At 71.7% G+C, this 25,037-nt stretch carries 20 protein-coding genes; 9 read left to right on the forward strand and 11 right to left on the reverse strand.

From position 1 onward, the window contains the following. Positions 1-233: 233 nt before the first annotated feature. The 3 genes from NOSIN_RS22920 to NOSIN_RS22930 form a co-directional block, all read right to left on the reverse strand. Positions 234-1,802: an LCP family protein gene (locus NOSIN_RS22920; RefSeq protein WP_077692716.1), complete on the reverse strand. Its 1,569-nt coding sequence runs from the start codon at positions 1,800-1,802 to the stop codon at positions 234-236. Between the two features lie 500 nt (positions 1,803-2,302). Next, entirely contained in the window at positions 2,303-2,998 is a 696-nt protein-coding gene (locus tag NOSIN_RS22925) for a hypothetical protein (RefSeq protein ID WP_077692717.1), read from the reverse strand. Between the two features lie 320 nt (positions 2,999-3,318). After that, positions 3,319-4,506 (reverse strand): ROK family transcriptional regulator, encoded by a 1,188-nt coding sequence (locus NOSIN_RS22930; RefSeq protein WP_077692718.1) that lies wholly within the window; start codon positions 4,504-4,506, stop codon positions 3,319-3,321. Positions 4,507-4,724: 218 nt separating this feature from the next. On the opposite strand from NOSIN_RS22930, the gene zwf reads away from it, so the two are divergent. From zwf to eda, 3 genes are all read left to right on the forward strand, one after another. Then, the gene (gene zwf / locus NOSIN_RS22935; protein ID WP_077692719.1) at positions 4,725-6,203 is read left to right on the forward strand and encodes a glucose-6-phosphate dehydrogenase; all 1,479 of its coding nucleotides are present in this window, start codon (positions 4,725-4,727) and stop codon (positions 6,201-6,203) included. Then, on the forward strand, positions 6,200-8,056 hold the full coding sequence (edd, locus tag NOSIN_RS22940) for a phosphogluconate dehydratase (protein ID WP_077692720.1): 1,857 nt from the start codon (positions 6,200-6,202) through the stop codon (positions 8,054-8,056). The genes zwf and edd overlap by 4 nt, the downstream gene beginning before the upstream one ends. A gap of 76 nt (positions 8,057-8,132) precedes the next feature. After that, complete coding sequence (gene eda, locus NOSIN_RS22945; RefSeq protein WP_077692721.1) at positions 8,133-8,765, forward strand: bifunctional 4-hydroxy-2-oxoglutarate aldolase/2-dehydro-3-deoxy-phosphogluconate aldolase; 633 nt, start codon at positions 8,133-8,135, stop codon at positions 8,763-8,765. A gap of 245 nt (positions 8,766-9,010) precedes the next feature. Here the strand turns inward: eda and NOSIN_RS22950 are convergent, their stop codons facing one another. The 3 genes from NOSIN_RS22950 to NOSIN_RS22960 form a co-directional block, all read right to left on the reverse strand. Continuing rightward, positions 9,011-9,736: a class I SAM-dependent methyltransferase gene (locus NOSIN_RS22950; protein ID WP_077692722.1), complete on the reverse strand. Its 726-nt coding sequence runs from the start codon at positions 9,734-9,736 to the stop codon at positions 9,011-9,013. A 100-nt stretch (positions 9,737-9,836) separates the two neighbouring features. After that, entirely contained in the window at positions 9,837-10,622 is a 786-nt protein-coding gene (locus NOSIN_RS22955; RefSeq protein ID WP_077692723.1) for a TetR/AcrR family transcriptional regulator, read from the reverse strand. A 128-nt stretch (positions 10,623-10,750) separates the two neighbouring features. Then, positions 10,751-11,314: a DNA-3-methyladenine glycosylase I gene (locus NOSIN_RS22960; protein ID WP_077692724.1), complete on the reverse strand. Its 564-nt coding sequence runs from the start codon at positions 11,312-11,314 to the stop codon at positions 10,751-10,753. Between the two features lie 627 nt (positions 11,315-11,941). On the opposite strand from NOSIN_RS22960, the gene NOSIN_RS22965 reads away from it, so the two are divergent. From NOSIN_RS22965 to NOSIN_RS22980, 4 genes are all read left to right on the forward strand, one after another. Then, complete coding sequence (locus NOSIN_RS22965) at positions 11,942-13,996, forward strand: hypothetical protein (RefSeq protein ID WP_236743422.1); 2,055 nt, start codon at positions 11,942-11,944, stop codon at positions 13,994-13,996. Between the two features lie 28 nt (positions 13,997-14,024). Beyond that, a complete protein-coding gene (locus NOSIN_RS22970) occupies positions 14,025-15,566 on the forward strand; it encodes an ABC transporter substrate-binding protein (RefSeq protein WP_077692726.1) in 1,542 nt (513 codons plus the stop codon). 165 nt (positions 15,567-15,731) lie between these two features. Then, positions 15,732-16,691, forward strand: a complete 960-nt coding sequence (locus tag NOSIN_RS22975; RefSeq protein ID WP_077692727.1) for an ATP-binding cassette domain-containing protein — start codon at positions 15,732-15,734, stop codon at positions 16,689-16,691. Beyond that, positions 16,688-17,518, forward strand: coding sequence for an ABC transporter permease (locus NOSIN_RS22980; RefSeq protein ID WP_077692728.1), 831 nt, complete (start codon positions 16,688-16,690; stop codon positions 17,516-17,518). The genes NOSIN_RS22975 and NOSIN_RS22980 overlap by 4 nt, the downstream gene beginning before the upstream one ends. 3 nt (positions 17,519-17,521) lie before the next feature. Here NOSIN_RS22980 and NOSIN_RS22985 read toward each other — a convergent pair whose 3' ends face one another. From NOSIN_RS22985 to NOSIN_RS23000, 4 genes are all read right to left on the reverse strand, one after another. Continuing rightward, a complete protein-coding gene (locus NOSIN_RS22985) occupies positions 17,522-17,998 on the reverse strand; it encodes a hypothetical protein (RefSeq protein WP_077692729.1) in 477 nt (158 codons plus the stop codon). Positions 17,999-18,108: 110 nt separating this feature from the next. Further along, a complete protein-coding gene (locus tag NOSIN_RS22990) occupies positions 18,109-18,783 on the reverse strand; it encodes a hypothetical protein (protein ID WP_077692730.1) in 675 nt (224 codons plus the stop codon). Between the two features lie 169 nt (positions 18,784-18,952). Beyond that, complete coding sequence (locus tag NOSIN_RS22995) at positions 18,953-21,067, reverse strand: sensor histidine kinase (RefSeq protein WP_077692731.1); 2,115 nt, start codon at positions 21,065-21,067, stop codon at positions 18,953-18,955. Next, positions 21,051-21,755, reverse strand: coding sequence for a response regulator transcription factor (locus tag NOSIN_RS23000; RefSeq protein WP_077693731.1), 705 nt, complete (start codon positions 21,753-21,755; stop codon positions 21,051-21,053). Before NOSIN_RS23000 ends, NOSIN_RS22995 begins: the two co-directional genes overlap by 17 nt. Before the next feature lie 217 nt (positions 21,756-21,972). On the opposite strand from NOSIN_RS23000, the gene NOSIN_RS23005 reads away from it, so the two are divergent. Continuing rightward, entirely contained in the window at positions 21,973-22,734 is a 762-nt protein-coding gene (locus tag NOSIN_RS23005; protein WP_143832980.1) for a L,D-transpeptidase, read from the forward strand. Positions 22,735-22,802: 68 nt separating this feature from the next. Next, on the forward strand, positions 22,803-23,180 hold the full coding sequence (locus tag NOSIN_RS26945; RefSeq protein WP_143832981.1) for a hypothetical protein: 378 nt from the start codon (positions 22,803-22,805) through the stop codon (positions 23,178-23,180). A 109-nt stretch (positions 23,181-23,289) separates the two neighbouring features. Here the strand turns inward: NOSIN_RS26945 and NOSIN_RS23015 are convergent, their stop codons facing one another. After that, the gene (locus NOSIN_RS23015; protein ID WP_077692733.1) at positions 23,290-24,879 is read right to left on the reverse strand and encodes an FAD-binding oxidoreductase; all 1,590 of its coding nucleotides are present in this window, start codon (positions 24,877-24,879) and stop codon (positions 23,290-23,292) included. Positions 24,880-25,037: the final 158 nt, after the last annotated feature.

The following is a 25,037-nucleotide window of genomic DNA, read 5'->3' on the forward strand; positions in this document are numbered from 1 at the left end:
CCGAACGGAACTGTGGGGGTTCCAGGCGCGTACCGGCGGGGGAGTCGAGTTCCCGCCGCCCGAGGCACACCGCGGCTCCGGACCTGGGGGGATCCGGGGCCGCGGTCTCGTCGTGTCGGGGCCTGAGTACTCCGGACACGGAGAAGGGCCCCGGGAGCCGGTACGGAAAACGCGTCCGTACCGGCTCCCGGGGCCCACGTGCTTCCCGGAACGTTCGACCGGCCGTCAGGCCTCTACTCGGCCTCTTCCCCCGTGCCGTAGCCCAGGCCGTCGGAGCACGGGTCGGACGTGGCGTCACGCCCCTGACCGTGGTCCGGCCGAGCGGATTCCGACGCCTCCGGCGGCGGGGACGCGTGCGCGGAGCTCACGTCCACCGGGGAGGGCGAGGTGCCGGGCGGTTCCTGCGGCGCCGCGGCGTCGTCGGCCGCCAGCCCGCTCACGGGCCGGTCCTCGCGCACGGCGGTGAACAGCGCGTCGGCCTTCTCCTCGTGCCACATGACCCGGTTGGGGTCGAAGGGCGCCTGGTACCAGGGCACGGTGTGGAACTGGATGTCGGTCAGGTCCACACCCGAGAGGGTCACGGCGAGCGAGAGCATCCTGTCGAGCGTGAGCTTCTGGTCGGTGGCGCTGTTGCGGGCCACGGCCCGGAGGATGCCGTTCAGCTTGGTCGGGCTGCTCAGTACCTCGTTGCTGGTCACCTGGTCGGCGAGGGCGGCCAGGAACATCTGCTGGCGGTCGATGCGGCCGATGTCGCTGCCGTTGCCGATCTCGTAGCGCGCCCGGACGAACGACAGCGCCTCGTCCCCGTCGAGCGTCTGCCGTCCCGCCTGGAGGTCGAGTCCGGAACGGCTGTCACGCATCGGCTCGGGAATGCAGATGTCCACGCCGCCGATGGCGTTCACCACGTCGCGGAAGCTCATGAAGCTCAGGTGCACGAAGTGGTCGATCCGGATGTCGGTGAGCGACTCGACGGTGCGGACCACGCAGGGCGGACCGCCGTGGTACATCGCGGCGTTGATCATGCCGAAGTAGGCCTGTGTGCCCTCGGTCTCGCCGTAGGGCTCGCACTGGGGCAGGTTCACCAGGGAGTCCCGGGGGAAGCTGATCACCGATACGCGATTGTCGGGCGAGACGTGCGCCAGCATGATCGCGTCCGAGCGCTCGCCCTCGAACTCCTGCGTGTAGGCGGTCGTCCCCTCCTCGTAGCCGTCGGTGCCCATGAAGAGGATGTTGACCGCGTCGTTGATCCGCTCGGGGCGGTCCTCCTCCTGGAGGGCCGAGTCGATGTCGTGCTGGGTCATGCCCGAGCGCAGCGAGTGGTAGTAGCCGTAGGCGGTGGCGACTCCGGCGGTCAGGACGAGGGCCAGGCCCACGGCGGTCCACATCAGGATCCGGCGTACACGGCGCCGTCTTCCGCGGACCGGCGCAGCGGCGGCCGTGGCGTCGCCTTCGCCTTCGTCGCCGTCGCCGGAGTCCTTGGAGGGCTCGGTGTCCTGTGCGTCCTCCCCGCCGCCGGAGTCCTTGGAGGGCTTGGCGTCCTGTGCGTCCTCCCCGTCGTCGGAGCCCTCGGAGGACGCGGTGTCCCGTGCGTCCTCCCCGTCTCCGTTCTCGTTCCCGCTCTGGTTCTCGGGGGGTCCGGAGACCGTCCCGCCCGAGCCGTCCCGATGGTCCCGGCCGGTGTCTCCGGCCCGGTCGGAACCGGCCTGGTCGGAACCGGTGTCTCCGGGGTCGGAGCCCTTCTCGGGCGTCTCGTCTGGTGTGTGGTCCGCACCTGGGTCGGCGGAGTTCTCGTCAGCGGGCATCGTGCAATCTCGGTGAGTGCGGACAGCGGGACGTGCCAACGGTCGGACACCGGTCCGGGGGCTCACGCGTCCGGGGGAAGGTGGAGTTCGCGCGGGGCGGAGGAGACGGGTGGCCGCCGAGTCCGGGGCCTCCTGAGGAAACGGGGGCGGACCGCGGGGCACCGGCAGCACCGGGAAGCGGCTGCTGCCAACGACACGGGAAAACCGCGCGTGGCAGAGATCCTAGGTGAAATTCTCTCCTGCCGCGCGCCCGGATCGTCCTCGGGCGGGATACCTGACCACCATTGCGCCGCACAGTTCCTCAGCCCTGTGATCGTCCTGTGGAACCTGTGCGTCTGGTTTTTCCCTCAGCGGCCTCAGGAAAACCTTCTGATCAGGGGTGTCGGCGCGGTAGCGGGGCCCGCGGCCCGCTCCCGCGCGCGAAGAGGCGGCCGCCAGCGAACTCGACGGCCTGCTGCCGTTGGCGGCCCGCTCCCGCGCGCGAAGAGGCGCCTGCCGGATCAGTCGTCCCAGAAGGCGCTCTCCTTCTTGGGCTCCTCCTCGTCGGCGGTGGCGGTGGCGGTGGCGGTGGAGCGCCCGCCCTTGGCCGCCGCGGGCTTCGCGGCGGCGGTCCTGCCGGCGGCGCCCTTGGTGTTCTTGCGGGCGGGGGAGGCGGGCTTGGCGCTCTCGGTGTGCCGGGGGCGCGCCGTGACCGCGCTCTTGGTGATGGGCTCGCCGGGACGCGGTGCCTCACCGGAGTGGATGCTCAGCGCCTCCTCCTCCACGGACAGCATCTTGCGGACCGGGGCGGGCACCTCGGGCAGCTTCTCGGAGCGCAGGTGCGCGCCGAGCACCTCCAGGGCGTGGTCGCACAGCATCTGGCGTGCACGCTCGGACTTGACGCCGCTGAGCTCTTCGACCTCGGGCAGCGCCCGCTCGCGCAGCAGGCGGATGACGTCGCGCAGCCGCTCGCGGGTCTTGCGGTCGGTCATCGACATGACCGTCAGCTCCGCCTCGGAGAGGAAGCTCTCCTTGCTGTCGGACATGTCGCGCTCGGCGATGAAGGCGCTGGTGAGGGTCCGCGCGGAGGCACGGGAGGCGGTACGGGTGTCACCGCGTCTGACGAGGCGTGCCTGGAAGCCGGTCACGGCGACGCTGGTGACCAGGCTGATTCCGGCACCCAGCAGGATCAGGAGGAGGGGGTTCTCTAGAAGCACGGCAGGGACCTTTCCGGGCGGGGGCCCGCACGGGCGCGGTCACGGGGGTGACGGAAGTGTGCGGCGGGGGGAGGGAACGGTGCTGGGGATGCTGGGTGACTATTCGCCACATCAGGGGCGGTTGTCAAGTATGGAGGCGGGGCACGCGCTCGTGGCCGACGGCGTCATCGCAGGTCAGCGTCAGTGGTGGAGTGACCGGTTCGGTACGGGGAGTGCGGGATCGGGTACGGGGGACCGAGGTCCCCCTCTCAGGATGCCCGGTCGGGCCGGGAGATAACTCCTCCGTCCCGAGCCGGTGGAGGGGAGTGCCGTCAGATCCCTCACCCGGCCAGGAGCTTGTTCACCGCCTCCGGTGACAGGATCTCCTCGGTCACCATGGCAGCGCAGCCGCGCACGCCCGCGTCGTCCCACAGGGAGCTGGCCACCACGCGCAGCTGCCGGGTGGCGAGTGCGGTGCACTGCTGGAACACCACCTCGCGCACGCCCGCGACCAGGTGGTCGTAGGCCTCCGACAGGTCGCCGCCCAGAACGATCACCTCGGGGTTGAGCAGGTTCACCGCCCCGGCGAGCGCCTCGCCGAGCCGCCGCCCCGCGGACCGGACCAGGGTCACCGCGACCGGGTCGCCCCCGGAGGCCAGCGCCACCAGGTCCTTGAGGGTGTGCACCTCGCGCCCCTGTTCGGCGGCGCTGTCCAGCAGCCGCCGCCCGCCCGCGACCGCCTCCAGGCAGTCGGTGTTGCCGCAGCGGCAGGGGAGGCCGCCGCCGTCGCGCACCGGGATGTGCCCGATCTCCCCGGCGGCGCCCAGCGAGCCGCGCAGCAGCCGTCCGCCGGACAGGAGCCCGGCGCCGATCCCGGTGGAGACCTTCACGAACACCATGTCGTCGGGGTGTCCGTGCCCGCCCGCGATGTGCTCGCCGAGCGCCATCACGTTCACGTCGTTGTCGACCGTCACCGGCACCGGGAAGCGCTCGGAGACCAGCGGTGCCAGGGCCACCCCCGCCCACTTGCCCAGGAACGGGCGGTCGTCGGCGCGGCCCGCGTGGAACTCGACGGTCCCGGGCAGGCCGATGCCCACGCCGCGCACGTCACCGGGGTCGCGGCCCAGCGAGGCGATCTGCTCGGACCAGGTGTCCAGCAGCCAGGGGAGGGTGTCGTCGGGGCCCTGCTCCATGTCGGGTGAGCCCGGCGTGCGGGCCAGGACGTCGCCGTTGAGGTCGCACACGGCGGCCTGGCTGCGGACCATGCCGAGGGCGCTGGTGAGGATGAGGCCGCTGCCGGCGTTGAACTCCAGCAGGGTGGGCGGCCGGCCGCCGCTGGAGGCCGCTCCCGAGCCCTCGGTGACGAGCCCGCTGTTGATCAGCTCGGTCACCCGCAGGGCCACGGAGGGACGGGACAGGCCCGTGACCCGGCCGATCTCGGAGCGGCTGGTCGCGGTGCCCGAACGTACGAGCTCCAGGATGTGGCCGCTCGTGGCAGCGGAGGACAGGCGTCCCGGGGTTCTGGCCATATTTCATTCAACCATGGGGTTACGTCGTGAAGGCTGAGAGGTTATGTAAAGAATTGTTCTCAAGTGTGCTTGGTTTTTTACCATAGTCGGCTTAGGGTCAGAAGCGGAGAGCGGATCCGGTCGGTCCGCACCGCCCTCCCGCACCCCCCGTCGCGTCACACCCCGCCCCCCGCCCCCCGGCCCCCATCCCCTTCCCTCTCCGCTGGAGCAGACCGAAGATGCCGCAGCAGTCCGCGCCCCACCCCACCGACCTGGTGGTCTTCGGGGGCACCGGCGACCTGTCCATGCGCAAACTCCTCCCCTCCCTGTACCTGCTGGACCGCGACGGGCACCTGGACGGGGGAACCCGTGTCGTCGCCGTCTCGCGCGACGGCCTCACCGACGCCGACTTCAGGGACAAGGCCGCCGCCGCGGTCCGCGGCCACCACGCCGTCCGGATCGCCGAGCCCGACGTTCTCCACCGCTTCCTGGGCCGCCTCCACCACGTCACCGTGGACGTCGGCGGCGACCCCTTCGGCTGGGACGACCTCACCGCGGTCCTGGAGCCCGGCCGCGACCGCGTCTTCTACCTCGCCGTCCCGCCGATGATCTCCGGCCCCATCTGCCGCGGCCTGGCCGACGCCGGGCTGGTCACCCCCTGTTCCCGCGTGGTCATGGAGAAGCCCCTGGGCCGCGACCTGGCCTCGTCCCAAGCCGTCAACGACGCGGTGGGCGAGGTCTTCGACGAGTCGCGGATCTACCGGATCGACCACTACCTGGGCAAGGAGACGGTGCAGAACCTGCTCGTGCTGCGGTTCGCCAACGTCTTCCTCGAACCCCTGTGGAACTCCCGCTGGATCGACCACGTCCAGATCACCGCGGCCGAGACCGTCGGGGTGGGCGGGCGGCGCGGCTACTACGACACCTCCGGCGCCATGCGCGACATGGTCCAGAACCACCTGCTCCAACTGCTCTGCCTGACCGCCATGGAGCCCCCGGCCAGCTACGACCGCGACGCCGTCCGCGACGAGAAGCTCAAGGTCCTGCAATCCCTGCGCCCCCTGACCGGCGACCGCGTCGCCGAGGACACCGTGCGGGGCCAGTACGGGCGCGGCGCCGTCCAGGGAACCGAGGTGCTCGGCTACCTCGACGAACCCGGCGGACCCGCCACCAGCGACACCGAGACCTTCGTGGCACTGCGCGCCGAGGTCGCCAACTGGCGCTGGGCGGGTGTGCCCTTCTACCTGCGTACCGGCAAGCGCATGCAGCACTCGCGCTCGGAGATCGTGATCCGCTTCCGGGAGGTACCGCACACGATCTTCCCCGGTACCGACATGCCCGGACCGGGCAGCCTCGTCATCCGGCTCCAGCCGGACGAGGGCATACACCTGACCATGCTGGCCAAGACGCCCGGCGCCGGAGCGCTGCGGCTACGGCCGGTCCCCCTGGAACTCAGTTTCGCCGACACCTTCGCCGACCGCGCGCCCGAGGCCTACGAGCGGCTGCTGACGGACGTCCTGGCCGGGGACCCCACCCTCTTCATGCGCCGCGACGAGGTCGAGGCGGCCTGGCGCTGGGTGGACCCCGTCATCGAGGCGTGGAACGGCCTGAGCACCACCCCCGAGACCTATCCAGCCGGAAGCGCCGGCCCCGCGGGCGCGCACCGGCTCATCGGCCGTACCGGCCGGACGTGGCATGAAGAGGAGCGACCCCGATGACCGCGCACACCCCCGACAACGCAGGCGACTCCGGGCACGGACCCGCCGTCCACCCCGTCGTCGCCGACGTCACCAGGCGCCTCGCCGAGCGCAGCGCCGAGACCCGGTCCGCCTACCTGGCGCGGATCGACGAGGCGACGGGGCAGGGCCCCACCCGCACGTCCCTGGGCTGCGCCAACCTCGCCCACGGGTTCGCGGCCTGCGGCGTCTCCGACAAGCTCAAGCTGTCCGGTGACGTCACGCCCAACCTGGCGATCGTCTCCGCCTACAACGACATGCTCTCCGCGCACCAGCCGCTGGAGTCCTACCCGGCCCTGATCAAGGCCGCCGTGGCCGAGGCGGGCGGCGTCGCCCAGTTCGCGGGCGGCGTGCCCGCCATGTGCGACGGCATCACCCAGGGCCGGGCGGGCATGGAGCTGTCCCTGTTCAGCCGGGACGTCATCGCGATGGCCACCGCCGTGGCCCTGTCCCACGACATGTTCGACGGCGCCCTGATGCTCGGCGTGTGCGACAAGATCGTGCCCGGACTGCTCATCGGCGCGCTGTCCTTCGGCCACCTGCCGGTGGCGTTCGTGCCCGCCGGCCCCATGGCCTCGGGGCTGCCCAACAAGGACAAGGCCCGCGTGCGACAGCAGTACGCGGAGGGCAAGGTGGAGCGCCGCGAGCTGCTCCAGGCCGAGTCGGCCGCCTACCACTCGCCCGGCACCTGCACCTTCTACGGCACCGCCAACTCCAACCAGATGCTCATGGAGGTCATGGGCCTGCACCTGGCCGGGGCCAGCTTCGAGCAGCCGGGCACCCCGATGAGGGAGGCCCTGACCGCCGAGGCCGGACGCAGCGTGCTCGCCCGGACCGCCCTGGGAGAGGACCACAACCCCGTCGGCCGCCAGATCGACGAGCGCGCCATCGTCAACGCCGTGGTCGCCCTGCTGGCCACCGGCGGGTCCAGCAACCACACGCTGCACCTGGTGGCCATCGCGCGCGCCGCCGGGATCGAACTGGTCTGGGACGACTTCGCCGCCCTGTCCGAGGTGGTGCCGCTGCTGACCCGCATGTACCCCAACGGCGCGGCCGACGTGAACCAGTTCCACGAGGCGGGCGGCATGGCCTACCTCATCGGCTCCCTGCTGGACGCCGGGCTCCTGCACGAGGACGTGAGCACCCTGATGGGCGGGGGGCTGGGCCGCTACCGGCAGATCCCGCGCCTGGACGGGGGCGAGCTGACCTGGGGCGAGGGCCCCAAGGAGAGCGGGGACACCACGGTGCTGCGCGGGGTGGAGGACCCCTTCGCCACGGACGGCGGCCTGCGCATGCTCTCGGGCAACCTGGGCCGCGCCGTCATCAAGGTGTCGGCGGTCGCGCCCGAGCGCCACGTGGTGGAGGCCCCAGCACGCGTCTTCGGCGACCAGGCCGAGCTCCAGGACGCCTTCTCCGCCGGCGAGCTGACCGGTGACTTCGTCGCGGTGGTCCGTTTCCAGGGGCCGCGTGCCAACGGCATGCCCGAGCTGCACAAGCTCACCCCGCCGCTGGCGGTGCTCCAGGACCGCGGTCAGAAGGTGGCCCTGGTGACCGACGGGCGCATGTCCGGGGCCTCGGGCAAGGTGCCCGCCGCCATCCACGTGTCCCCCGAGGCCGAGGCGGGCGGAGCGCTGGCCTACGTGCGTGACGGCGACCCCATCCGCCTGGACGCCACCACGGGCACGCTGGAGGTGCTGGCGGACCTGACCGGCCGCGAGCCCGCCCGTCCCAGCGTGGACTCCTCCAGCGGCACCGGCCGTGAGCTCTTCGCCGCCCTGCGCGGCGTGGTCGGCCCCGCCGAGACGGGGGCCGGGATCTTCACGTCCCAGTCCTGAGGACACGCCGGGGGCCGGCCCCCGCGGCCGCGGCGTGCCCACCCCGAACCTTCGACCGACCCTGGAGAATCACGACATGACGACGAACCCCCGTTCGGGCGCGGACATCCTCGACCTGGCCCCGGTGATGCCGGTGGTGGTGGTCTCCGACGCCGAGACCGCCGTGCCGCTGGCCCGAGCGCTGGTGGCGGGCGGACTGCCGGGCATCGAGGTGACCCTGCGGACCCCGGCCGCGCTGGACGCCATCGGGCGGATCGCCGCCGAGGTGCCCGAGGCCGTGGTGGGCGCGGGCACCGTGGTCACCACGGAACAGGCGTCGGCCGCCGCCGGGGCCGGTGCGCGCTTCCTGGTCAGCCCCGGCTGCACGGACGGCCTGGTCTCGGCGATGGCCGACACCGGTCTGCCCTTCCTGCCCGGTGTGGGCACCGTGTCCGAGGCGATGGCGCTGCTGGAGCGCGGGGTGTCGGAGATGAAGTTCTTCCCGGCCGAGGCCGCGGGCGGCGCCGCGTTCCTGAAGTCGCTGGCGGGCCCCCTGCCCCAGGTGCGGTTCTGCCCGACCGGCGGGATCACCGCCGCCTCCGCCTCCACCTACCTGGCCCTGCCGAACGTGGGCTGTGTGGGCGGTAGCTGGCTGACCTCGTCCGACCTGGTGTCGGCGGGCGACTGGGACCGGATCACCGGTCTGGCCCGGGAGGCCGCGGCCCTCTAGGCCGTGTTTCCTTGAGGCTCCGCCGCGCCTCGCCTCGTGCCAGGACGCCGCAGGTACGGGAGTCCTCGGTCCCCGCGGTGCGCCCGTGCCTCACGGGCGCACCGCAGGGCCTCCGGCGGCCCCGTCGGCGCCCTCGCCACCCCCGGCGGCACAGGACTTAGTCCACCGAACAGAACCCGGGCCGTCCTCGCGCGTTCCCCGGTCCCCGTGGCGGTGACCGGGGGACCTGCTTTTCCGGTCACCGTTCAGCGTGCGGTCGGGGCGGCGTGGTGCTCCGGCATCCGGAAGTAGATCATCGGGTTGTCGGTGCTGGTGCGCACCGGCTCGCCCAGCCCCAGGTCCTCCCGCAGCTCCAGGAGCGCGACGTGGGGCGCGGGCGCCCGCTTGCGGGACGGGGTGAAGAAGTCCGTGCCGGTGCGGCGCAGCCACGACAGCACCGCGGCGCCCTCGGTCAGCGGCAGGGCCCGCCTGCCGTGGAAGACGTCGTGGACACTGACGGGGGTTCCCGGAGCGATCCGGGGGAACAGCTCGGACAGGTACCACTTCGCGAACCGGCCGTTGTGCGCGGCGTCCACGAACAGGTAGCCGATCCCCTCCGGGACCTGCGACATGTTCTCGCGGATGTCGCCCTTGTGGAACTCCCACCGGCCCAGGGCCAGGTCGGAGGGCACGTTCGCCACCACGTTGTCCACGATGTCGAAGGAGTGCAGCGTCCCCGTGCCGTTGTCGCGCAGCGCCTGCAGGATCCACGTGGTGGACCAGCCGTGGAAGGTGCCCAGCTCCATCACCGTGTCCGGCCGCGTCTCACGCAGCAGCATGTAGGTGATCTCCGCCTCCAGGTCGTCGAGCTGCGGAGTCATCCGCCCGCGCGTCCGACGGAGGAAGTCGCGTTGTGCGTCCCGGACCTTGGCCAGCGGATCCCGGTACCTGCGGTACAGGTCCCCGATCAGCGACAGGTCGATGTCCCCCATGCCGTTCCCCTCCGGTGTCGTCACGCGCGACGTCAATGCGGGTTTACCGTACCCCCGGCCGGTCGGATCACACAGTTCCCACCTGCGGAGCGGCGCCCCTTCAGGAGCGGTCCCGAGGGGCGTCCCGGGAGCTCCGGGAGTCCACCAGGACCTGGACGCCGTCCAGGACGCGTTCCAGTCCGAAGGCGAACTCGTGCTCGGGGGCGTACGCCGTCTGGTGCTCCCGGCCCACCGCGCTGCCCACGCGCGAGGCGAGCGGGTAGTCGTCGTCGCGTACGAAGGCCGCCAGCAGCGGGCCGTGGGTGCGCCACCACTGCCCGTCGGTCATCCCCGAGGACCTCTCGTTCTCACCCGCCGCCACGGCCTGGCCGGCGGCGCCCTCCGCGTAGCTGTTGACCAGGCTGACCGTGGAGTCCATCTCGGCGTCGGTCAGGCCCAGCCCGTCCACGGCCGACAGCTCGTACTCGTACTTGGCGATGAGGTGGGGGCCGAGCAGGCGGTTCCGGGGGGTTTGCAGCATCCACGGATGGCGCAGGAACAGCCGCCAGTTCGCGTACGCGACCGCGCCCAGCCGGTCCCGCCAGTGCCCGGGCCGCTCGCCGCCCTCGTACAGGTCCGCGTACGCGGCGTCGAGCATCAGGTCGACCAGCTCGCCCTTGCCGGGGACGTAGGTGTACAGCGACATGGTCCCCACGCCCAGGCGTTCGGCGACCTTGCGCATGGACAGGGCGGCCAGCCCGTCGGTGTCGGCCGTCTCCGAGGCCACGGCCACGATCCGGTCCACGCTCAGATCCGGTTTGCTCCGTCGGCTGACGGGCTCCTGGGTCCGCCACAGCAGGGCGAGGCTGCGTGCGGGGTCGCCGCTCCTGGGGTACTGCGTGGGCATCGGCCGTCCTGCTCTCGGTCCGGGTGGGGGCCAGTGTAGGGCAGGGCGCCCGCGCGGGCCGGTCGGCGTCCGGGCGCCGGGAGCGCGTTCACGCGCCGGGGTGGAGACGCGGGCGTCTCCGTCGGTGCTCAGGCGGGTTTGGCCGGGCAGTTCACCAGGTGGTCCTCGACCAGGCCCGCGGACTGGAGGTAGGAGTAGACGATGGTGGTGCCGACGAAGGTGAAACCGCGCTTTCGCAGGTCCTTGCTCACCCGGTCCGACAACGGGGTGCTCGCCGGGACCTCCGACGGTTCGGTGAAGCGGTTGACCACGGGCGATCCGTCCACCCAGCCCCAGAGGTAGTCGGCGAAGGTGCCGTACTCGGCGCGTACCTTCTGGAAGGCCTGTGCGTTGCGGGGAAGCGAGGCCACCTTGAGCCGGTTGCGGATGATCCCGGCGTCCCGGAGGAGCCGGTCGGTCTCCTCCTGGCCGTAGTCCGCGATCCGGTCCGGGTCGAAGCCGTCCAGGGCACGCCGGTAGTTCTCCCGTTTGTTGAGCACGGTGGCCCAGGACAGCCCCGCCTGCGCGCCCTCCAGGACGAGCATCTCGAACAGGTGGGCGTCGTCGCGTGAGGGTCTGCCCCACTCCTCGTCGTGGTAGGCCCTCATCAGCTCGGACGCCCCCCGCGCCCAGGCACAGCGCTGGTCGGACATGGCAGCTCCTCGGGGCAGGCGGCGGTGGTCGCCTCCATGGTGCCCGGTTCCGGTGACAGTCCGGAACGCGTCCACCGCGCGGGCGAGGAGGTGGGGCGACACCATCAATCCGGTCATCCGGGCGGTACCCCGGAACGAGCCGGCCAGGACCCTCCACGGCTGCGAGGCGATCAGCCACCACAGGTGACGCCGGGGTCCGCGGGCGTCCGGTGTCCCGGTCGCGGGCAGCCGCGGCGGCGGTGGTGGCGCGGGCGGTCGCGGTGGTGAGGCGGGGCCCGCCCGCGTGTGCTCGCGGCCGCGGCCGTCCCGGTGCCCGCCATGGACTCCTCCGCTCAGATCATGGAATTCATCCCATGAAAGCAGGTCCCTTCTGTGGGCGGAAGGTGCCTCATTCACCTGTGGACGGCTCCGGAATTCCCCGTTCCACCGCGCGTTATGACGGATCGTCAGCATCATAGGCACCCACGGTAACAATTGCACCAAGAGGGATCAGGGTGCTAATAGGTGGACAATCCTCATAACACGTACGTCACAAAAAATGGTTCCAGCCATAATGCCGGGAAGAACGCGCATCATATGGCGGTGGTGGACCAGAAAATAGTGCGGAGAGCGGGAGGCGACCGGATCGTGGCGAGTGGCTCGGAGATGCCGGACGGTCATGAGACACCGGTCGGTCAGGAGGCACAGGCCGCCTACTGCAAGGAGCTCATGGATCCCGGCTGGTCCGGACCGCCGGGCCGTCGGCGCCCCATCATGGTGGTTCGCGGGCCGCAGGGATACGGCAAGTCGCACTTCGTGCGGCACAAGGCTCGGGAGCTGGAGAGGATCGGCGTCCCCTACGCCCATCTGGACCTGTCCGACGCCAGGTACCACTCCAGTGTCCCCGACACCTTCGCCGCCATCTCCTCCCACCAGGAGAAAGGACTCGCCCGCGCCCTGAAGTACTACGGGCGCCTCCAGTTTCCCCGGCTCTGGATCGGCCTGATCACCATTCGCCTGGAAATCGACCTCGACGGAGAGCCGGACGACGAGAGCGATATCCAGGGCAGGAACGACCGGGCGCACGCGGAGATCACCAAGCTGGTGGACCAGGTGTGGCCCGACGGCATGGGGCGGCTGAGCAGGTTCCTGGGTGAGGCGGGCAACCTCATTCCGCCCGCCGAGCTGATCGGCGTCGACCCCCTGCCCGTCGACATCGCCAGGTGGGTCGCCGCGGTCTCGGGGGTGGGCGCCCGCGTACTGGAACGCGTCTTCGACTGGATGCGCACCCAGGGGCAGGGCGGCCAGGCCAGGGAACAGGTGGCCGACTCCCTCTACCACCTGTGGCTACAGGCGCGGGAACCCGACGCCGTGGACGCCGTGTCCCGTATCTCCAACCGGGAGAAGGTGGGCCGCTTCCTGAGCGAGGCCATGTTCACCGACCTCCAGCACGCGGCCAGGCGCGTGGGCTACCAGCCCACCCCCGTCCTCTTGCTGGACAACGCCGACCAGGGCGTGGGACCCGTACTGCTCAGGTCCCTGGCCGAGGCGCCGGCGCCCTTCGCCAGGACGGGGCTCTTCGGCGGAGTCGGCTTCCCCGAGCCGCTCACCGTCGTCGCCACCACGGCCGAGACGGTCGAGGGAGTGCCCCTCGAACGGTTCTACGAGGACATCCGGCAGTACATGCGCTTCTCCTCCCTGGCCCCCCTGGGCCGACCGGACGTCGGAGAGCTGTTCTCCCGTGCCCGCTCCCGGGCCAAGGGCAGCGGCCGTGTCTCGAAGGAGATCGTCGACCTCCTGGTGAACTTCACCGGGGGACATCCGGGAACCACCGCCCAGCTCACCGACGCCTGGGTCGCGGTCCAGGGGAACAGCCTGCACGGCGCGCTCTCCCACCGCCCGGTGGACACGGTCACCAGGCTGGAGTCCACCGTGACCGTCGAGGAGCACATGCTCGCGACGGCACTCGGCGCCGACCCCGACCTGCTGGACCACCGGCTCAGGGAGGCGCTCGTCACCTGCTCCGCGGCCAGGGACCCCGACGCGGGGCTGTGGCTGAACCGGTCGGGTGAGCTCACCGAACGCGTCGAGGAGGACCGCCTCCTCGCCTATCCGCTGTGGGACCGGGCGGATCCGGAGGCGACCACGGTGCTGCGCCGCCTCCTGTCCCGGCGCCTGGCCAGGCGCTCGACCGGCGCCCCCGGGAACTGGGACGCGGTCCACCTCGCACTCGCCGACTACTACCAGAGCGGACAGGCCGACAACCAGAGCCCCGCCGAGTGCGAGATCCACCACCGCCTCTGCGCCGGACAGCTCTCCCGCGTGGCCTGGCACCTCCAGGGCTGGCTCCAGGCCCCCGACATCGGCGGAGAGGAGTGGGTCAGGCTGCTGCGCGAGGTCACCGCGGCACCCCTGCGGGTCCGCCCGTCGCTTCCGCTTCTGGACGCGTGGGCGAACATGTGGCAGCCGCACGCGGCCACGGAGGAGACGGAAGGGGCGCAGGAGACCGAGGCCATCCTCAAGCTCGTCGCGGCCCTCCAGATCCTCAACGACCCCGACCACTTCCGTTCCGGGGCCCTGCACTCGGTCTGCCACATGGCGTTGAACGACTTGGCCGGGCGGGCTCCGAAAGGAGCCGCCCACATCCTGGAGGAGGCGGCCTGGCACCTGAGGCTGGTCGCCAAGTTCGGAGCCAGGGCATGAGCGGCCATCCACCAGAGAAGGGACGAGCATGACCGGCCCCGACAACGCACCCTCGTTCGCGCACATGCCCGGTGAACCGGGATCCGTCTTCAGGAGGTGGCTGAGGCGCTGGTGGAGACTGCTCGTGCCCGCCCTGGTACTCCTGCTCGTGGTCCCGGTCGCCCTCTACTGGGACGTGTTCACCTGCGGCGGGCCCACCAGCGGCGTGCGCCTGGTCGACGGGCAGTGCGTGGGCGTCACCGACGGCTCGTACCTCTACCACGAGCAGTACACCGAGGTGCAGGCCGACATCGCCCGGGAGAACGCCCGGGTGGCGGAGGAGGCCGGCGGGCACGTCGTCCGGATCGCCCTGCTGGGCACGCTCACCTTCGGCGATGTCAGCCCCATGGACCCCGTCCGTATGGTCAGGTCGCTGGAGGGCGCCTACACCGCCCAGATGCGGGCCAACCACTCTCCCCACTTCGGTGACGAAAGTCCCGGGATCCAGCTCTACCTCGCCAACATGGGCGGTCAGCAGAGGCAGTGGGAGCCGGTCGTGTCCGACCTCGTCGCCATGTCGGAGGACGAGGACAACCCCCTCGTGGCGGTCATCGGCATGGGGGTGAGCATCGACTCCACCCGGGACGTCGCCGCCCGCCTCAACACGCACGGCATCCCGATGGTGTCCTCCGCGGTCACCGCCGACGGCCTCGCCCAACCGGAGACGCCGGGCCTGGTGCGCGCCGCCCCCAGCAACACCGAGTACGTGCGGGCGCTGCGTGCCTACCTCGACGACCTGGAGGAACCGGCTCGGGCGACCCTGGTCTACGACGACAACGAGCCCGACCTGTTCGTCGAGTCCCTGCGCGAGGCCTACGAGAACCAGCTCGGCGTCTACATCTCCGGGCACCCCCAGGAGTACATGGGCACGACCGTCGGCGACCCTCCCAAGGCGGGCCTGTTCGACACGGTGGTCCTCAACATGTGCGTCGCGAAGACCGACACGGTGTTCTTCGCGGGACGCGCTCCGGACCTCAAGGAGTTCATCGCCTCCCTCGCCCACCGGAACTGTACGGACCAGTCCTTCCGGGTGCTGTTCGTCGCCATCGGCCTGACCGCCATGGACGACGAGGAGGTGCAGGGCTATCTGAGGGACGGTGACATCACCCTGGTCTACGCCTCTTCCGTCGACCACCGCTGGAACGCGGGCGACCCCTCGGTCGAGAGGCCGCCCCACTACATGTCGTTCGTGAACGCCTTCCACGAGTACGTCGGGGACGAGGACCCCACCGCCCTCCACAACGGATACGCCCTGATCAACCACGACGCGTTCGCCGTGGCGGCCAGCGCGGTGCGGATGACCAACAGGATGGACCTGGAGGGCGCCCCGCCCACCTCGAAGGAGGTGAGCTCCTACCTGATGCTGCTCAACAGCGCCCACAGGGTCCGTGCGGGCGGCGGGTTCCTCAGCTACAGCGAGGAGCACGGCGGGGAGGCGGCCGGCAGGTACGTGCCCGTCGTCGAACTGCCCGTGGAGGAAGACCTCCCCAGGCCCCGTCCGCACGTCGTCGGCGGTGCCGGCAGCCTGTGACCCGATCCGGCCCGGCCCCCGGAGGAAGGGCCGGGCCGGCGCCTGCCCACCCGCCCCGGGAAGATCCTGTACGCCGTACGGAATCTTTCCCGGGGCTCTTGTGTTGCTTGGAGCGTAGGGCGTACTGTACGCCGTACGGGATCAGGTGGCGAGAGGGGAGGCGCAGTGGAAGCGACCGGTTACGCGGTCACCGCACGCGGTCTGGGGAAGCGCTACGGGAGGAGCTGGGCGCTGAGGGGGTTCGACCTCGACGTGCCCGTCGGCAGCGTGTGCGGGCTGCTCGGACCCAACGGCGCGGGCAAGACCACCGCCGTGCGCGTCCTGGCCACGCTGCTGCGCGCGGACGAGGGCACCGCCGTCGTCGCCGGGCACGACGTGGCCGCGAGCGGGGACGGAGTGCGCCGCGGTATCGGGCTGGTGGGACAGAACGCGGCCGTCGACGAGGTGCTCAGCGGGCGGCAGAACCTGGAGATGTTCGGACGCCTGTACCACCTGGGCGCCCGGCGGGCCGCCACACGTGCGGACGAGCTGTTGGAGCGCTTCCGGCTGGCGGACACCGGTGGTAAGCCGGTCAGCGCCTACTCCGGCGGTATGCGCCGACGCCTGGACCTGGCCGCGAGCATGGTCCTGTCCCCGCCGGTGCTGTTCCTGGACGAGCCCACCGCCGGGCTCGACCCGCGCGGGCGGGGCGAGGTGTGGAGCGCGGTCCGCGAGCTGGTGGCGGACGGCACGACGGTACTGCTCACCACCCAGTACCTGGAGGAGGCCGACCAGCTCGCCGACCGGATCTCGGTGGTCGACTCCGGACGCGTCGTCGCCGAGGGCACCCCGGAGGAGCTCAAGTCCCGCCTGGGCGGCGACCGGATCGACGTGGTGCTGCGCGACGCCGCCGCACTCGACGCGAGCGCGGCCCTCATCGAACGGGTGGTCGGCGAGCGGCCCGGGACCGAGGCCGACACACGGCGGATCAGCGTGGGTGTGGGGGACCGGGTCGCGGCCCTCACCGGCGTGGCACGGGCGCTGGAGGCGGAGCGGATCGCGGTGGAGGACATCGCGCTGCGCCGCCCCACCCTGGACGAGGTGTTCCTGCACCTGACCGGCGACCGGGCGGAGGAGACCCGATGAACGACAACACGACCCGTACCGGTGGACCGACGGTGGCCGACCGCCTCCTGTGGGCGCTCGCGGACGGGTGGACCATCACCCGGCGCGACATCTTCCACTGGCGGCGCCGGCCCGGTCAGCTCGTCGCCGGGCTGCTGTTCCCCGTCGCCATGGTGCTGATGTTCGGGTTCCTGTTCGGCGGGGCGATGACCGTGCCCGGCGGCGGGGACTACAGGGAGTTCCTGATGCCCGGCATGTTCGCCATGGCGATGGTCTTCGGGGTGGGTGAGACGGTCACCGCCGTGTCCGACGACACCGCGCGCGGGGTCACCGACCGGTTCCGCTCCATGCCCATGGCGCCCTCGGCCGTCGTGGTGGGCCGGTGCGCGGCGGACATGCTCAGGTCCGCGGTCACCCTGGCCCTGCTGGTCGTCTGCGGGCTGCTGGTGGGCTGGCAGTGGAACGGCACCCCGGGCGAGGCCGCGGCCGGGATCGGACTGCTCCTGCTGCTGCGCTTCTCCCTGGTGTGGGTGGGTGTCTACGTCGGCCTGGCCGTCCGGGGAGAGGGGGCGGTCACGGCCGTGCACACCCTGGAGTTCCCCCTGGGGTTCCTGTCCAACGCGTTCGTGGCCACGGCCTCCATGCCGCTCTGGCTGGGCGCGGTCGCGGACTGGAACCCCTTGTCCTCCACCGTCGCCGCGGTCCGGGAGCTGTTCGGCAACCCGGGCTGGGGAGGTGAGAGCTGGATCGCGCAGAACGCCGTGCTCATGGCCGTGGTCTGGCCGCTGGTGATCACAGCGGTCTTCTTCCCGCTCTGCGTCCGGCGGTTCCGCTCCCTCGGGCGATGAGGGTCAGGTCGTGAAGTGGCCGAGGAAGACCCGGGCCCGCCTGCGTCGACGGGCTGTGAGCGGGAGCAGCACGAACAGCAGGAAGGCGAACAGCGCGACCCCGGCCAGGTTGAGCCAGCGCAGGCCGCTGATGCCCGGGCCGGTGTGGGCGTCGACCAGCACCGCCACGTTCAGGACGAGGGACAGGAGGCAGAGGGCGCCCTGGGTCCTGGGCCAGTACGGGGCCGCCAGCAGCATCCGGGCCTGGTCCCGGGCGATTCGGTTGACCACGGGATCAGCGCCGGGGACACCCGCGCGTACCAGCCGCCGGACCTCACGCATCCGGGCGTGGCCGGTGTCCGGGGGCAGGGGCTCCTCGGGGGCCACCCGTGTGGCGAACACTCCCATGAGAACTCCGAAGAACACGCCGGAGGGGACTCCGAGCAGCAGGGCCGTCAGGACGGATTCGGAAGAGTACACGAACAGGGGGAACACCGACATGCAGCACCCGAAGAGGACGCCGCAGAGGACACCGGCGACGACTCCGTACCGCCGTGGGCTCCGCTGGGCGTAGGCCTGGACTCGGAGGAACAGGGGAGGGCGCCGTCGGCTCACCGGGCCACCCGCTGGTGCGCCGCGTCGTAGAGGGCGCAGAACTCACGCATCCGGCGGCGCCGGGGAGCCAGCGCCAGGGCGAGAACGGCGAAGCCGGCGAAGAGAAGGGCCGTGTTCAGGCCGATCGCCGTCAGGGCGGGGTCCTCGTCGGATAGCCCTCGCACGAGCAGGGGCACGCCGCTGCCGCTCATCACCCCGAAGATGACGAGGTGGCCCGCCAGCGCCGGCCGGTACAGCAGCCAACCGGCCGACCTGACGTGTACTCCGGCGTGGACACGGGCGAGCAGGTTGATCCGGGGGTCATCGCCCATGACGGCGTTGCCGGCCAGGACCCGCGCCTTGCGCAACTGTTCGCGCGTCGTCCACGGAGGCAGGGACCTCGGGTGCACGGCCTCCAGGGAGACGGTGAACGCCAGCGCGAGGAGGATGAGAACGGGAAGGACTCCCATCGCGACGGTTCCGAGCGTGTCGGAGAGGAGCCCGGACGCCTCCGACCAGGCCGGATCAGGGCCGAACCAGGTGGTGCCCGTCACCGCGGCGGCGGCCCTGGCCCCGATGGTGAGGACCAGCAGTGCGCCGGACGCCGTCCAGCAGAAGGCCGTCACGACGAGCCTGGGACCGTACAGCTCTCCGTGGCTCGGCGGGAGGCGGACGTTCGGGGGCTGGTGCACGGGTCCTCCGTGGGGCCCGCGGTGGGGGAGCGCGATCGGGCCGGTGCCGCGCCTGCCCGAATCCTAGACGAGGCGGGGGATGGCGGACGCGGCGTGGCCGCTTTCGGACACGAGGGCCCACACGTCTCAGAGACACCCTCCACCACACGAGGCGCCCTCTCCGGGACCGTCAGTCCTCCGGCGTCTTCCCGGGATCCGCCAACGGCAGCCGCACCGTGAACGTGGTGCCCTCGCCCAGGACGCTGTCCACCGTCACCGAGCCGCCGTGCAGCTCCACCAGGTTGCGCACGATGGCCAGTCCCAGCCCGCTGCCGCCGGTGCGCCGGTTGCGCGACTTCTCCGCCCGCCAGAACCGGTCGAACACGTACGGCAGGTCCCTCGCCGGAATGCCCACGCCGGTGTCCGCCACCTCGATGACCGCCTCCCCGCCCGAACGCCGCGCCCCGACGGTGACCGTCCCGGGGGCCGGAGTGTGCCGTAGCGCGTTGCCCAGCAGGTTCCCGATCGCCTGGACCAACCGCGTCCGGTCGGCCACGAGCACCACGTCCTCCGTCTCCGCGACCAGCCGCAGCCCGGCCGAACCGGCCCTCAGCCTCTGGCTGTCCACCACCTGTTCCACGAGGAGCCCCGCGTCCACCGGCTCCGGTGAGAGCCGCAGCTTGCCCGCGTCCGCCAGCGCCAGGTCCTGGAGGTCGTCGACGATGTCCTGGAGCAGCAGCGTCTCGCCGACCAGCATCCCCATCCGGTCCCGGTCCAGGTCGGCGATCCCGTCCTGGGCCGCCTCCAACCAGCCGCGCAGGTTGCTCAGCGGTGTCCGCAGCTCGTGGGAGACGTCGCTGACCATCGCCTTGCGCTGCTCCTCCAACCGCTCCAGGTGTTCCGCCATCTCGTTGAACGCGTCCGCCAGTTGCCCGATCTCGCCGGAGTCGCGCACCCTGACCCGGGAGCCCGCACGGCCCTCGCGCATGCGCCGTACCGCGTCGGTGAGTGCCCGCACGGGTCGCACGAGCCGTGTCGACAACACCACGCTCACGACCACCGTCAGCACCAGTACCAGAAGCACCACGCCGAACACCCGCAGCAGGCTCTCGCCCGTCAGCGGCATGACCCCCGCGGCCTCCCGCTCCGGGTCGTCGATGAAGAGCAGCGCCGCCGGGGCGACGTACGGATCGAGCTGCTCACGGCGTGCGGAGTCCAGGCAGGAGGAGGTGCGCGCGTCGAACCTCGGCGGCTCGGGAGGAGCGGGGGCCTCCTCCCGGGGGCCGACCGCGTCGGACGCGGGGTCGGGGACCGGGTACTCCGGTGTCGGCTCGGGAGCAGGCGCCGGTTCCTCCTGCGCCTCCGGTCCCGCCGACTCCTGCGGGGGCAGCCAGGGCTGGGGCTCCCCGTTCCCGTCGTCGGGCACCATCCCCCCGGCCTCGTCCTCCGGCACAGTGGAGGGAGGTGCGCCGCCCTCCGTGGGCTCCTCCGACGGGTTCCCCGGAACGGAGGGCTCCAGGGGAGCGCGTGCCTCGTCGGCGGGCGGGGGGAGCGGAGGCATCGCCACGGGAACACCCGCGGCTCCGTCGATCCGGAACTCGGCCCGGACCTCCTCCTTCGCCTCCTCGGCGCCGAGACAGCTCCGGACCAGCCGGTTCAGCTCCTCCAGCGCCCTCCGTTCGCCCTCGGTGGGCTCGTCCAGCGTTTCGAGTGAGCAGTCCGCCCACATGTGCGCGTCCACCCGGGACCCGGTCACGGCGGGCCTCCCGCTCGGGCCGGTCTCCACCTCCACGGCCAGGCCGTACCTCGCGACCAGGCACTCCGCGCCGGCCGTGGCCGTGTCGAGCAGCCGTGCGCCGTCGTCGTCCGACAGCGCGAAGGGGCCCACCGCGCGCGGGTCGATGCGCCCGGAGACGTCCGGGGCGAGGGTGACGTCCACCGCCAGCGGGTCCACCACAGACGACGTGCGCGACGGAAGCGGCCGCGCCTCGTCCGTCGAGTCCGCGATCAGGCCGTGGTTCTCCGTGGTCAGGACGATCCGGCGCCCCGTCTCCCCGGCGAGCTCCCGCACCGTCCCGCGCACCCCGTCCCACTCGGGATGGGCCGCCGCGTACGCCACGAGCGTGTCGTGGATACGGGTGTCCACGGCCAGGGTCTCCCCCTGTTGCACGGTGAGCGACTCCGACGTCCCCTGCACCGCCAGCCACGCGGTCGCGGTGATCGAGCAGACGGCCACCAGCACCGAACTCGCCAGCATGCGCGCCAGCAGGCTGTGCCGCAGTGCGCCCCTACGCCGAGCGGCCATCGGGGGTCCCGACGAGTTTGTAGCCGACCCCGTAGACGGTGACCAGGCGCACCGGTCTGCGCGGGTCGGGCTCCAGCTTCCTCCGCAGGTTCTTGACGTGCACGTCGATGGTGCGCTCGGTGATGAACCGGCTCATGCCGTGGATGTGCTCCAGCAGTTGTGCCCGGGTGAGGACCCGGCCGGGCCGGGCGGCGAGCGCCGCGAGCAGTTGGAACTCGGCGGGCGTGCACTCCACCGGTGAGCCGTCCACCCGTACCGCGTGGCGCGACGGGTCCACCGCGACCGGACCCGCGCGCAGTACCCGGTCGGGCTCCTCCGCGCCCCTCCTCGAACGGCGCAGCAGCGTGCGCACCCGTGCCATCAGCTCACGCGGACTGTAGGGCTTGGTGACGTAGTCGTCGGCTCCCAGGTCCAGTCCCGTCAGCAGGTCCTCCTCGGTGGAGCGGGCGGTGAGCATCAGCACCGCGACGTCGGACTCCGCACGCAGTGTCCGGCAGGCTTCGAGGCCGCTCATGACCGGCATCATCACGTCCAGTACGACCAGGTCGGGGCGTTCCCGGTGGTGTTCCTCGACCACCGCGCGGCCGTCGTGGACGACGCGGACGAAGTGGCCCTCGTGCTCCAGGTAGCGCCGGATCAGGTCGGCCTGGTTGACGTCGTCCTCGGCGACCAGGACATGCGCGCACACGGTGACCTCCGATCGGCTCACGGCCCGGTGCTCCGGGGCCTCGGTGCGGCTCGATCGTACGTGTCGGCGGAGGTGCCCGGACAAGGCGTTCAGAGCCGTCGCAGGTCAACACACAGGACATACACGGCAGGCACACAGGTTCTTCACATCCGTGCGCCAGTCTTCGTGGCGTCCGGCAGGGAAGCAGCCCGTCGGACGCCTCCACGAACGAAGCCGGATGGATTCCATGCGCCGATCCACGATGCCCGCACGGCCCGCCCGGGTCCTGCCGCAGATCGCGGCCGCCGCGGCCCTGGCCGTGCTCACGGCCTGCTCGTCCGCTCCCGCCGAGGACGCCTCGGCGACCGGGGAGCCGACCGCCGGAGCCGCTGACGGGACCGCTCCCGCCGAGATCGCCACGGTCGTCGGCGACGGGATCGACGTCCGCACCGAGCCGGGTGGCGGCGAGGTGTCGCAGACCCTCGCCAGCCCGAACGACTTCGGGGTGGACCGCACGTTCCTGGTCGAACAGAAGAGGGGCGAGTGGCTGGAGGTGCTGCTGCCGGTCCGTCCGAACGGCAGCACGGGCTGGATCAGGAGCGACGAGGTGGAGCTGACTTCCACGCCGTTCCGTGTGGAGATCGACACCGGGGACTTCACGTTCACCGTCTTCGACGGCGACGAGGAGGTGCGTACCGGGGTGATCGGTACGGGGGAGGGCGAGACGCCCACCCCGCCGGGCCGCTACTACTTCACCGAACTGCTCCGGCCGAAGGACCCGGAGGGGCCCTACGGGGTCTACGCCTTCGGGCTGAGCGGGTTCTCCGAGTCTTTGGAGACCTTCGCGGGCGGACCCGGCCAGCTCGCCGTGCACGGCACCAACGACGAGGACGCGTTGGGCCGCCGGGTCAGCCACGGGTGCGTCCGGGTCTCCAACGAGGACGTCACCTGGATGGCCGAGAACCTGCCGGTCGGCGCCCCGGTGGAGATCTCCGGATGAGGCCACCGGCTCCGGACCGCCGCGCGGGGCGGTATCCCGCGCACACGAACCGACAGCAAGGAACCACCATGCGTCTGAAGTCCTACGTGATCATCGGTGTCGCGGCGGCGGCCCTGTTCGGAGCCTCTCCGGCCTTCGCCGGGGAGGGCGACGGCTCCACCCCTCCGGCCGACTGCTGGGCGACGCCGAGCCAGGGGGCCGGGGCGCCGGGCGAGGGCGCCGTGCCGCCCGGGAGCGACGAGCCGTGCCCGGACGCCGGTCCCGGCGAGGAGCCCGCGCCGTCCGAGGCGCCCATGCCGCCCTCGCCGGCGGAGGAGCCCGCGCCGTCCGAGGACGAGGCCGCGGAGGAAGCCGAGGAGGAGGCGATCGTGGAGGACGAACTCGAAGCGATCGAGGAGGCCGAGGCCGCCGCCCCCGTGCCGGCGGACCCCAACTACACCGGCTGATCCGCTGATCCGCGGCCGGGGACGTCCGGCCCCGGCCACGGGCCGGCACCAGGGGTCCGCCGCACACGCGGCGGGCCCCTTCGTGCCGGCCCGGCCCGGAAGGGGCCGGTCAGGAGGGGCCGGGGTCCGACCCGGACCCGGACGTGCTCGCGGGCGGTTCGACGGACTGCCGGTGCCGGAACACGTTGAGCGGGTCCCAGCGCTTCTTGACCCGTTGCAGCCGGGGGTAGGCGTCCTTGTAGTAGAGCTTCGACCAGCGCTCCCCGGAGTGGTTCCAGGACGTGTCGCCCAGGTCGGCGTCGGGATAGTTGATGTAGCAGCCGTCGGTGGCGTCGCCGATCACGGGGACCCCGCCGGTGGAGGCGAACGTCTTGCGGTAGATGTCGCGGATCCACTTGATGTGCATGTCCACGTCCGACTCCTTCTCGACGCGCTTCCAGTAGACCTGGAACTGCAGCTTCAGGACGGAGTCGCGCTGGGGTACGGCGGTCTCCCGGAACGGCCTGTTGATGGCGCCGCCGTAGGAGTCGACCTGGATCAGGGCCTCCTTGTTGACGTAGCCGGTGTAGTGCTCCTTGCCCAGGTAGGCCCACATGGCCTCGATCTGGGCCCGGCTGAAGGGCCTGCGCAGGTAGGCCGACTTGTACTTGCCGCACCGGTTCTCCCCGGAGCCGTTCAGCGCCTGGGTGGCCGTCAGCCAGGGCAGGTGCCGGGGCTCCAGCATGCCCTGGACCGGCGGGTGCTCCCCCATGGGCGCCGACATCTGCCCCGACTCCGGCGCGATCCGGCCGTCTACGGCGTCCAGGAACTCCTTCATGGCGCGCCCGCCCCCGGTGTCGTCGGCGTCGACCTGGGCGACGAGGCCGATCTCCCCGTTGCTGACGTGGTTGAGCTTGAGCATCGCGAACAGCTTCCCGGACGGCTCCTCCGGGTCCTGGTGGTCGCGGAAGTACTCGCCGTACGCCGTGACCAGGTCGGCGAAGTCGTCCTTGGTGAAGTCGGACCACTTCCACGAGCGTCCGGTGAGGAGCACGTTCGACGGGGGCTCGGGCAGGTCGCGGAACCAGAAGCGGGTGACCACCCCGAAGTTCCCTCCGCCGCCCCCGGTGTGCGCCCACAGGAGCTCGCGGCGGTCGGGGTCGGGGTCGTCCCGGGTGGCCAGGACGAGCTCGACCGTGCGGTCGGGCCGCACCACCGCCACCTCCACCGCGTACAGGTAGTCCACGGTGAGCCCGCACTGGCGTGAGAGCAGGCCGAAGCCGCCGCCGGTGATGTGGCCGCCCGTCCCCACCGAGTAGCAGGAGCCGCCGGGCAGGGCCCTTCCGCTGAGCGGGTACAGGTGGCTGTAGACGTGCCAGTTGGTGGCCCCCGCCTCCACGCAGTACGCCTCCAGCGAGGGGTCGTGGTAGACCCCGCACATCGGGCTGACGTCCAGGATCACCCGGACGTCGTCGCCGCAGACGAAGTCCTCGTAGCAGTGGCCGCCCGACCGCACGGTGATCCGCGTGCGCTCCGGATGCTCCGGCGCCTGGTTGACCGCCTCGGACAGGGCGCGGGCGGCACCCTCGGGCGAGCCCACGAGGCGGACGTAGTCGGGACGGGCGATCCAGCGTTGGTTGAACCCCCGGTTGAGCGCCGGATAGCGCTTGTCGGAGGGCGCGATGGTGGTCAGGGGAGGAGTTCCGTGGTCACGGGTCATGACGAGCCGCCTGCGCTGAAGGAGAACGAGACGCCACGTAGCTACCCAGCGTGACCGGGCACGAAAAGTAGTCGACACCTCATCGCTGGTTACGGACAGTGTTGATGGTCCGTAAGCAGGGCGGCCCACTCACCGAAACGGCGTTTGGTGCGCGCGGG

This window comes from Nocardiopsis sinuspersici (genome assembly GCF_001998325.1).
GTDB lineage: Bacteria > Actinomycetota > Actinomycetes > Streptosporangiales > Streptosporangiaceae > Nocardiopsis > Nocardiopsis sinuspersici.

Coding starts and splice junctions, on each gene's coding strand:
- NOSIN_RS22920 (WP_077692716.1), bottom strand. CDS start 1,802: ATGCCCGCTGACGAGAACTCCGCCGACCCAGGTGCGGACCACACACCA.
- NOSIN_RS22930 (WP_077692718.1), bottom strand. CDS start 4,506: ATGGCCAGAACCCCGGGACGCCTGTCCTCCGCTGCCACGAGCGGCCAC.
- zwf (WP_077692719.1), top strand. CDS start 4,725: ATGCCGCAGCAGTCCGCGCCCCACCCCACCGACCTGGTGGTCTTCGGG.
- edd (WP_077692720.1), top strand. CDS start 6,200: ATGACCGCGCACACCCCCGACAACGCAGGCGACTCCGGGCACGGACCC.
- eda (WP_077692721.1), top strand. CDS start 8,133: ATGACGACGAACCCCCGTTCGGGCGCGGACATCCTCGACCTGGCCCCG.
- NOSIN_RS22950 (WP_077692722.1), bottom strand. CDS start 9,736: ATGGGGGACATCGACCTGTCGCTGATCGGGGACCTGTACCGCAGGTAC.
- NOSIN_RS22955 (WP_077692723.1), bottom strand. CDS start 10,622: ATGCCCACGCAGTACCCCAGGAGCGGCGACCCCGCACGCAGCCTCGCC.
- NOSIN_RS22960 (WP_077692724.1), bottom strand. CDS start 11,314: ATGTCCGACCAGCGCTGTGCCTGGGCGCGGGGGGCGTCCGAGCTGATG.
- NOSIN_RS22970 (WP_077692726.1), top strand. CDS start 14,025: ATGACCGGCCCCGACAACGCACCCTCGTTCGCGCACATGCCCGGTGAA.
- NOSIN_RS22980 (WP_077692728.1), top strand. CDS start 16,688: ATGAACGACAACACGACCCGTACCGGTGGACCGACGGTGGCCGACCGC.
- NOSIN_RS22985 (WP_077692729.1), bottom strand. CDS start 17,998: ATGTCGGTGTTCCCCCTGTTCGTGTACTCTTCCGAATCCGTCCTGACG.
- NOSIN_RS22995 (WP_077692731.1), bottom strand. CDS start 21,067: ATGGCCGCTCGGCGTAGGGGCGCACTGCGGCACAGCCTGCTGGCGCGC.
- NOSIN_RS23005 (WP_143832980.1), top strand. CDS start 21,973: ATGGATTCCATGCGCCGATCCACGATGCCCGCACGGCCCGCCCGGGTC.
- NOSIN_RS26945 (WP_143832981.1), top strand. CDS start 22,803: ATGCGTCTGAAGTCCTACGTGATCATCGGTGTCGCGGCGGCGGCCCTG.
- NOSIN_RS23015 (WP_077692733.1), bottom strand. CDS start 24,879: ATGACCCGTGACCACGGAACTCCTCCCCTGACCACCATCGCGCCCTCC.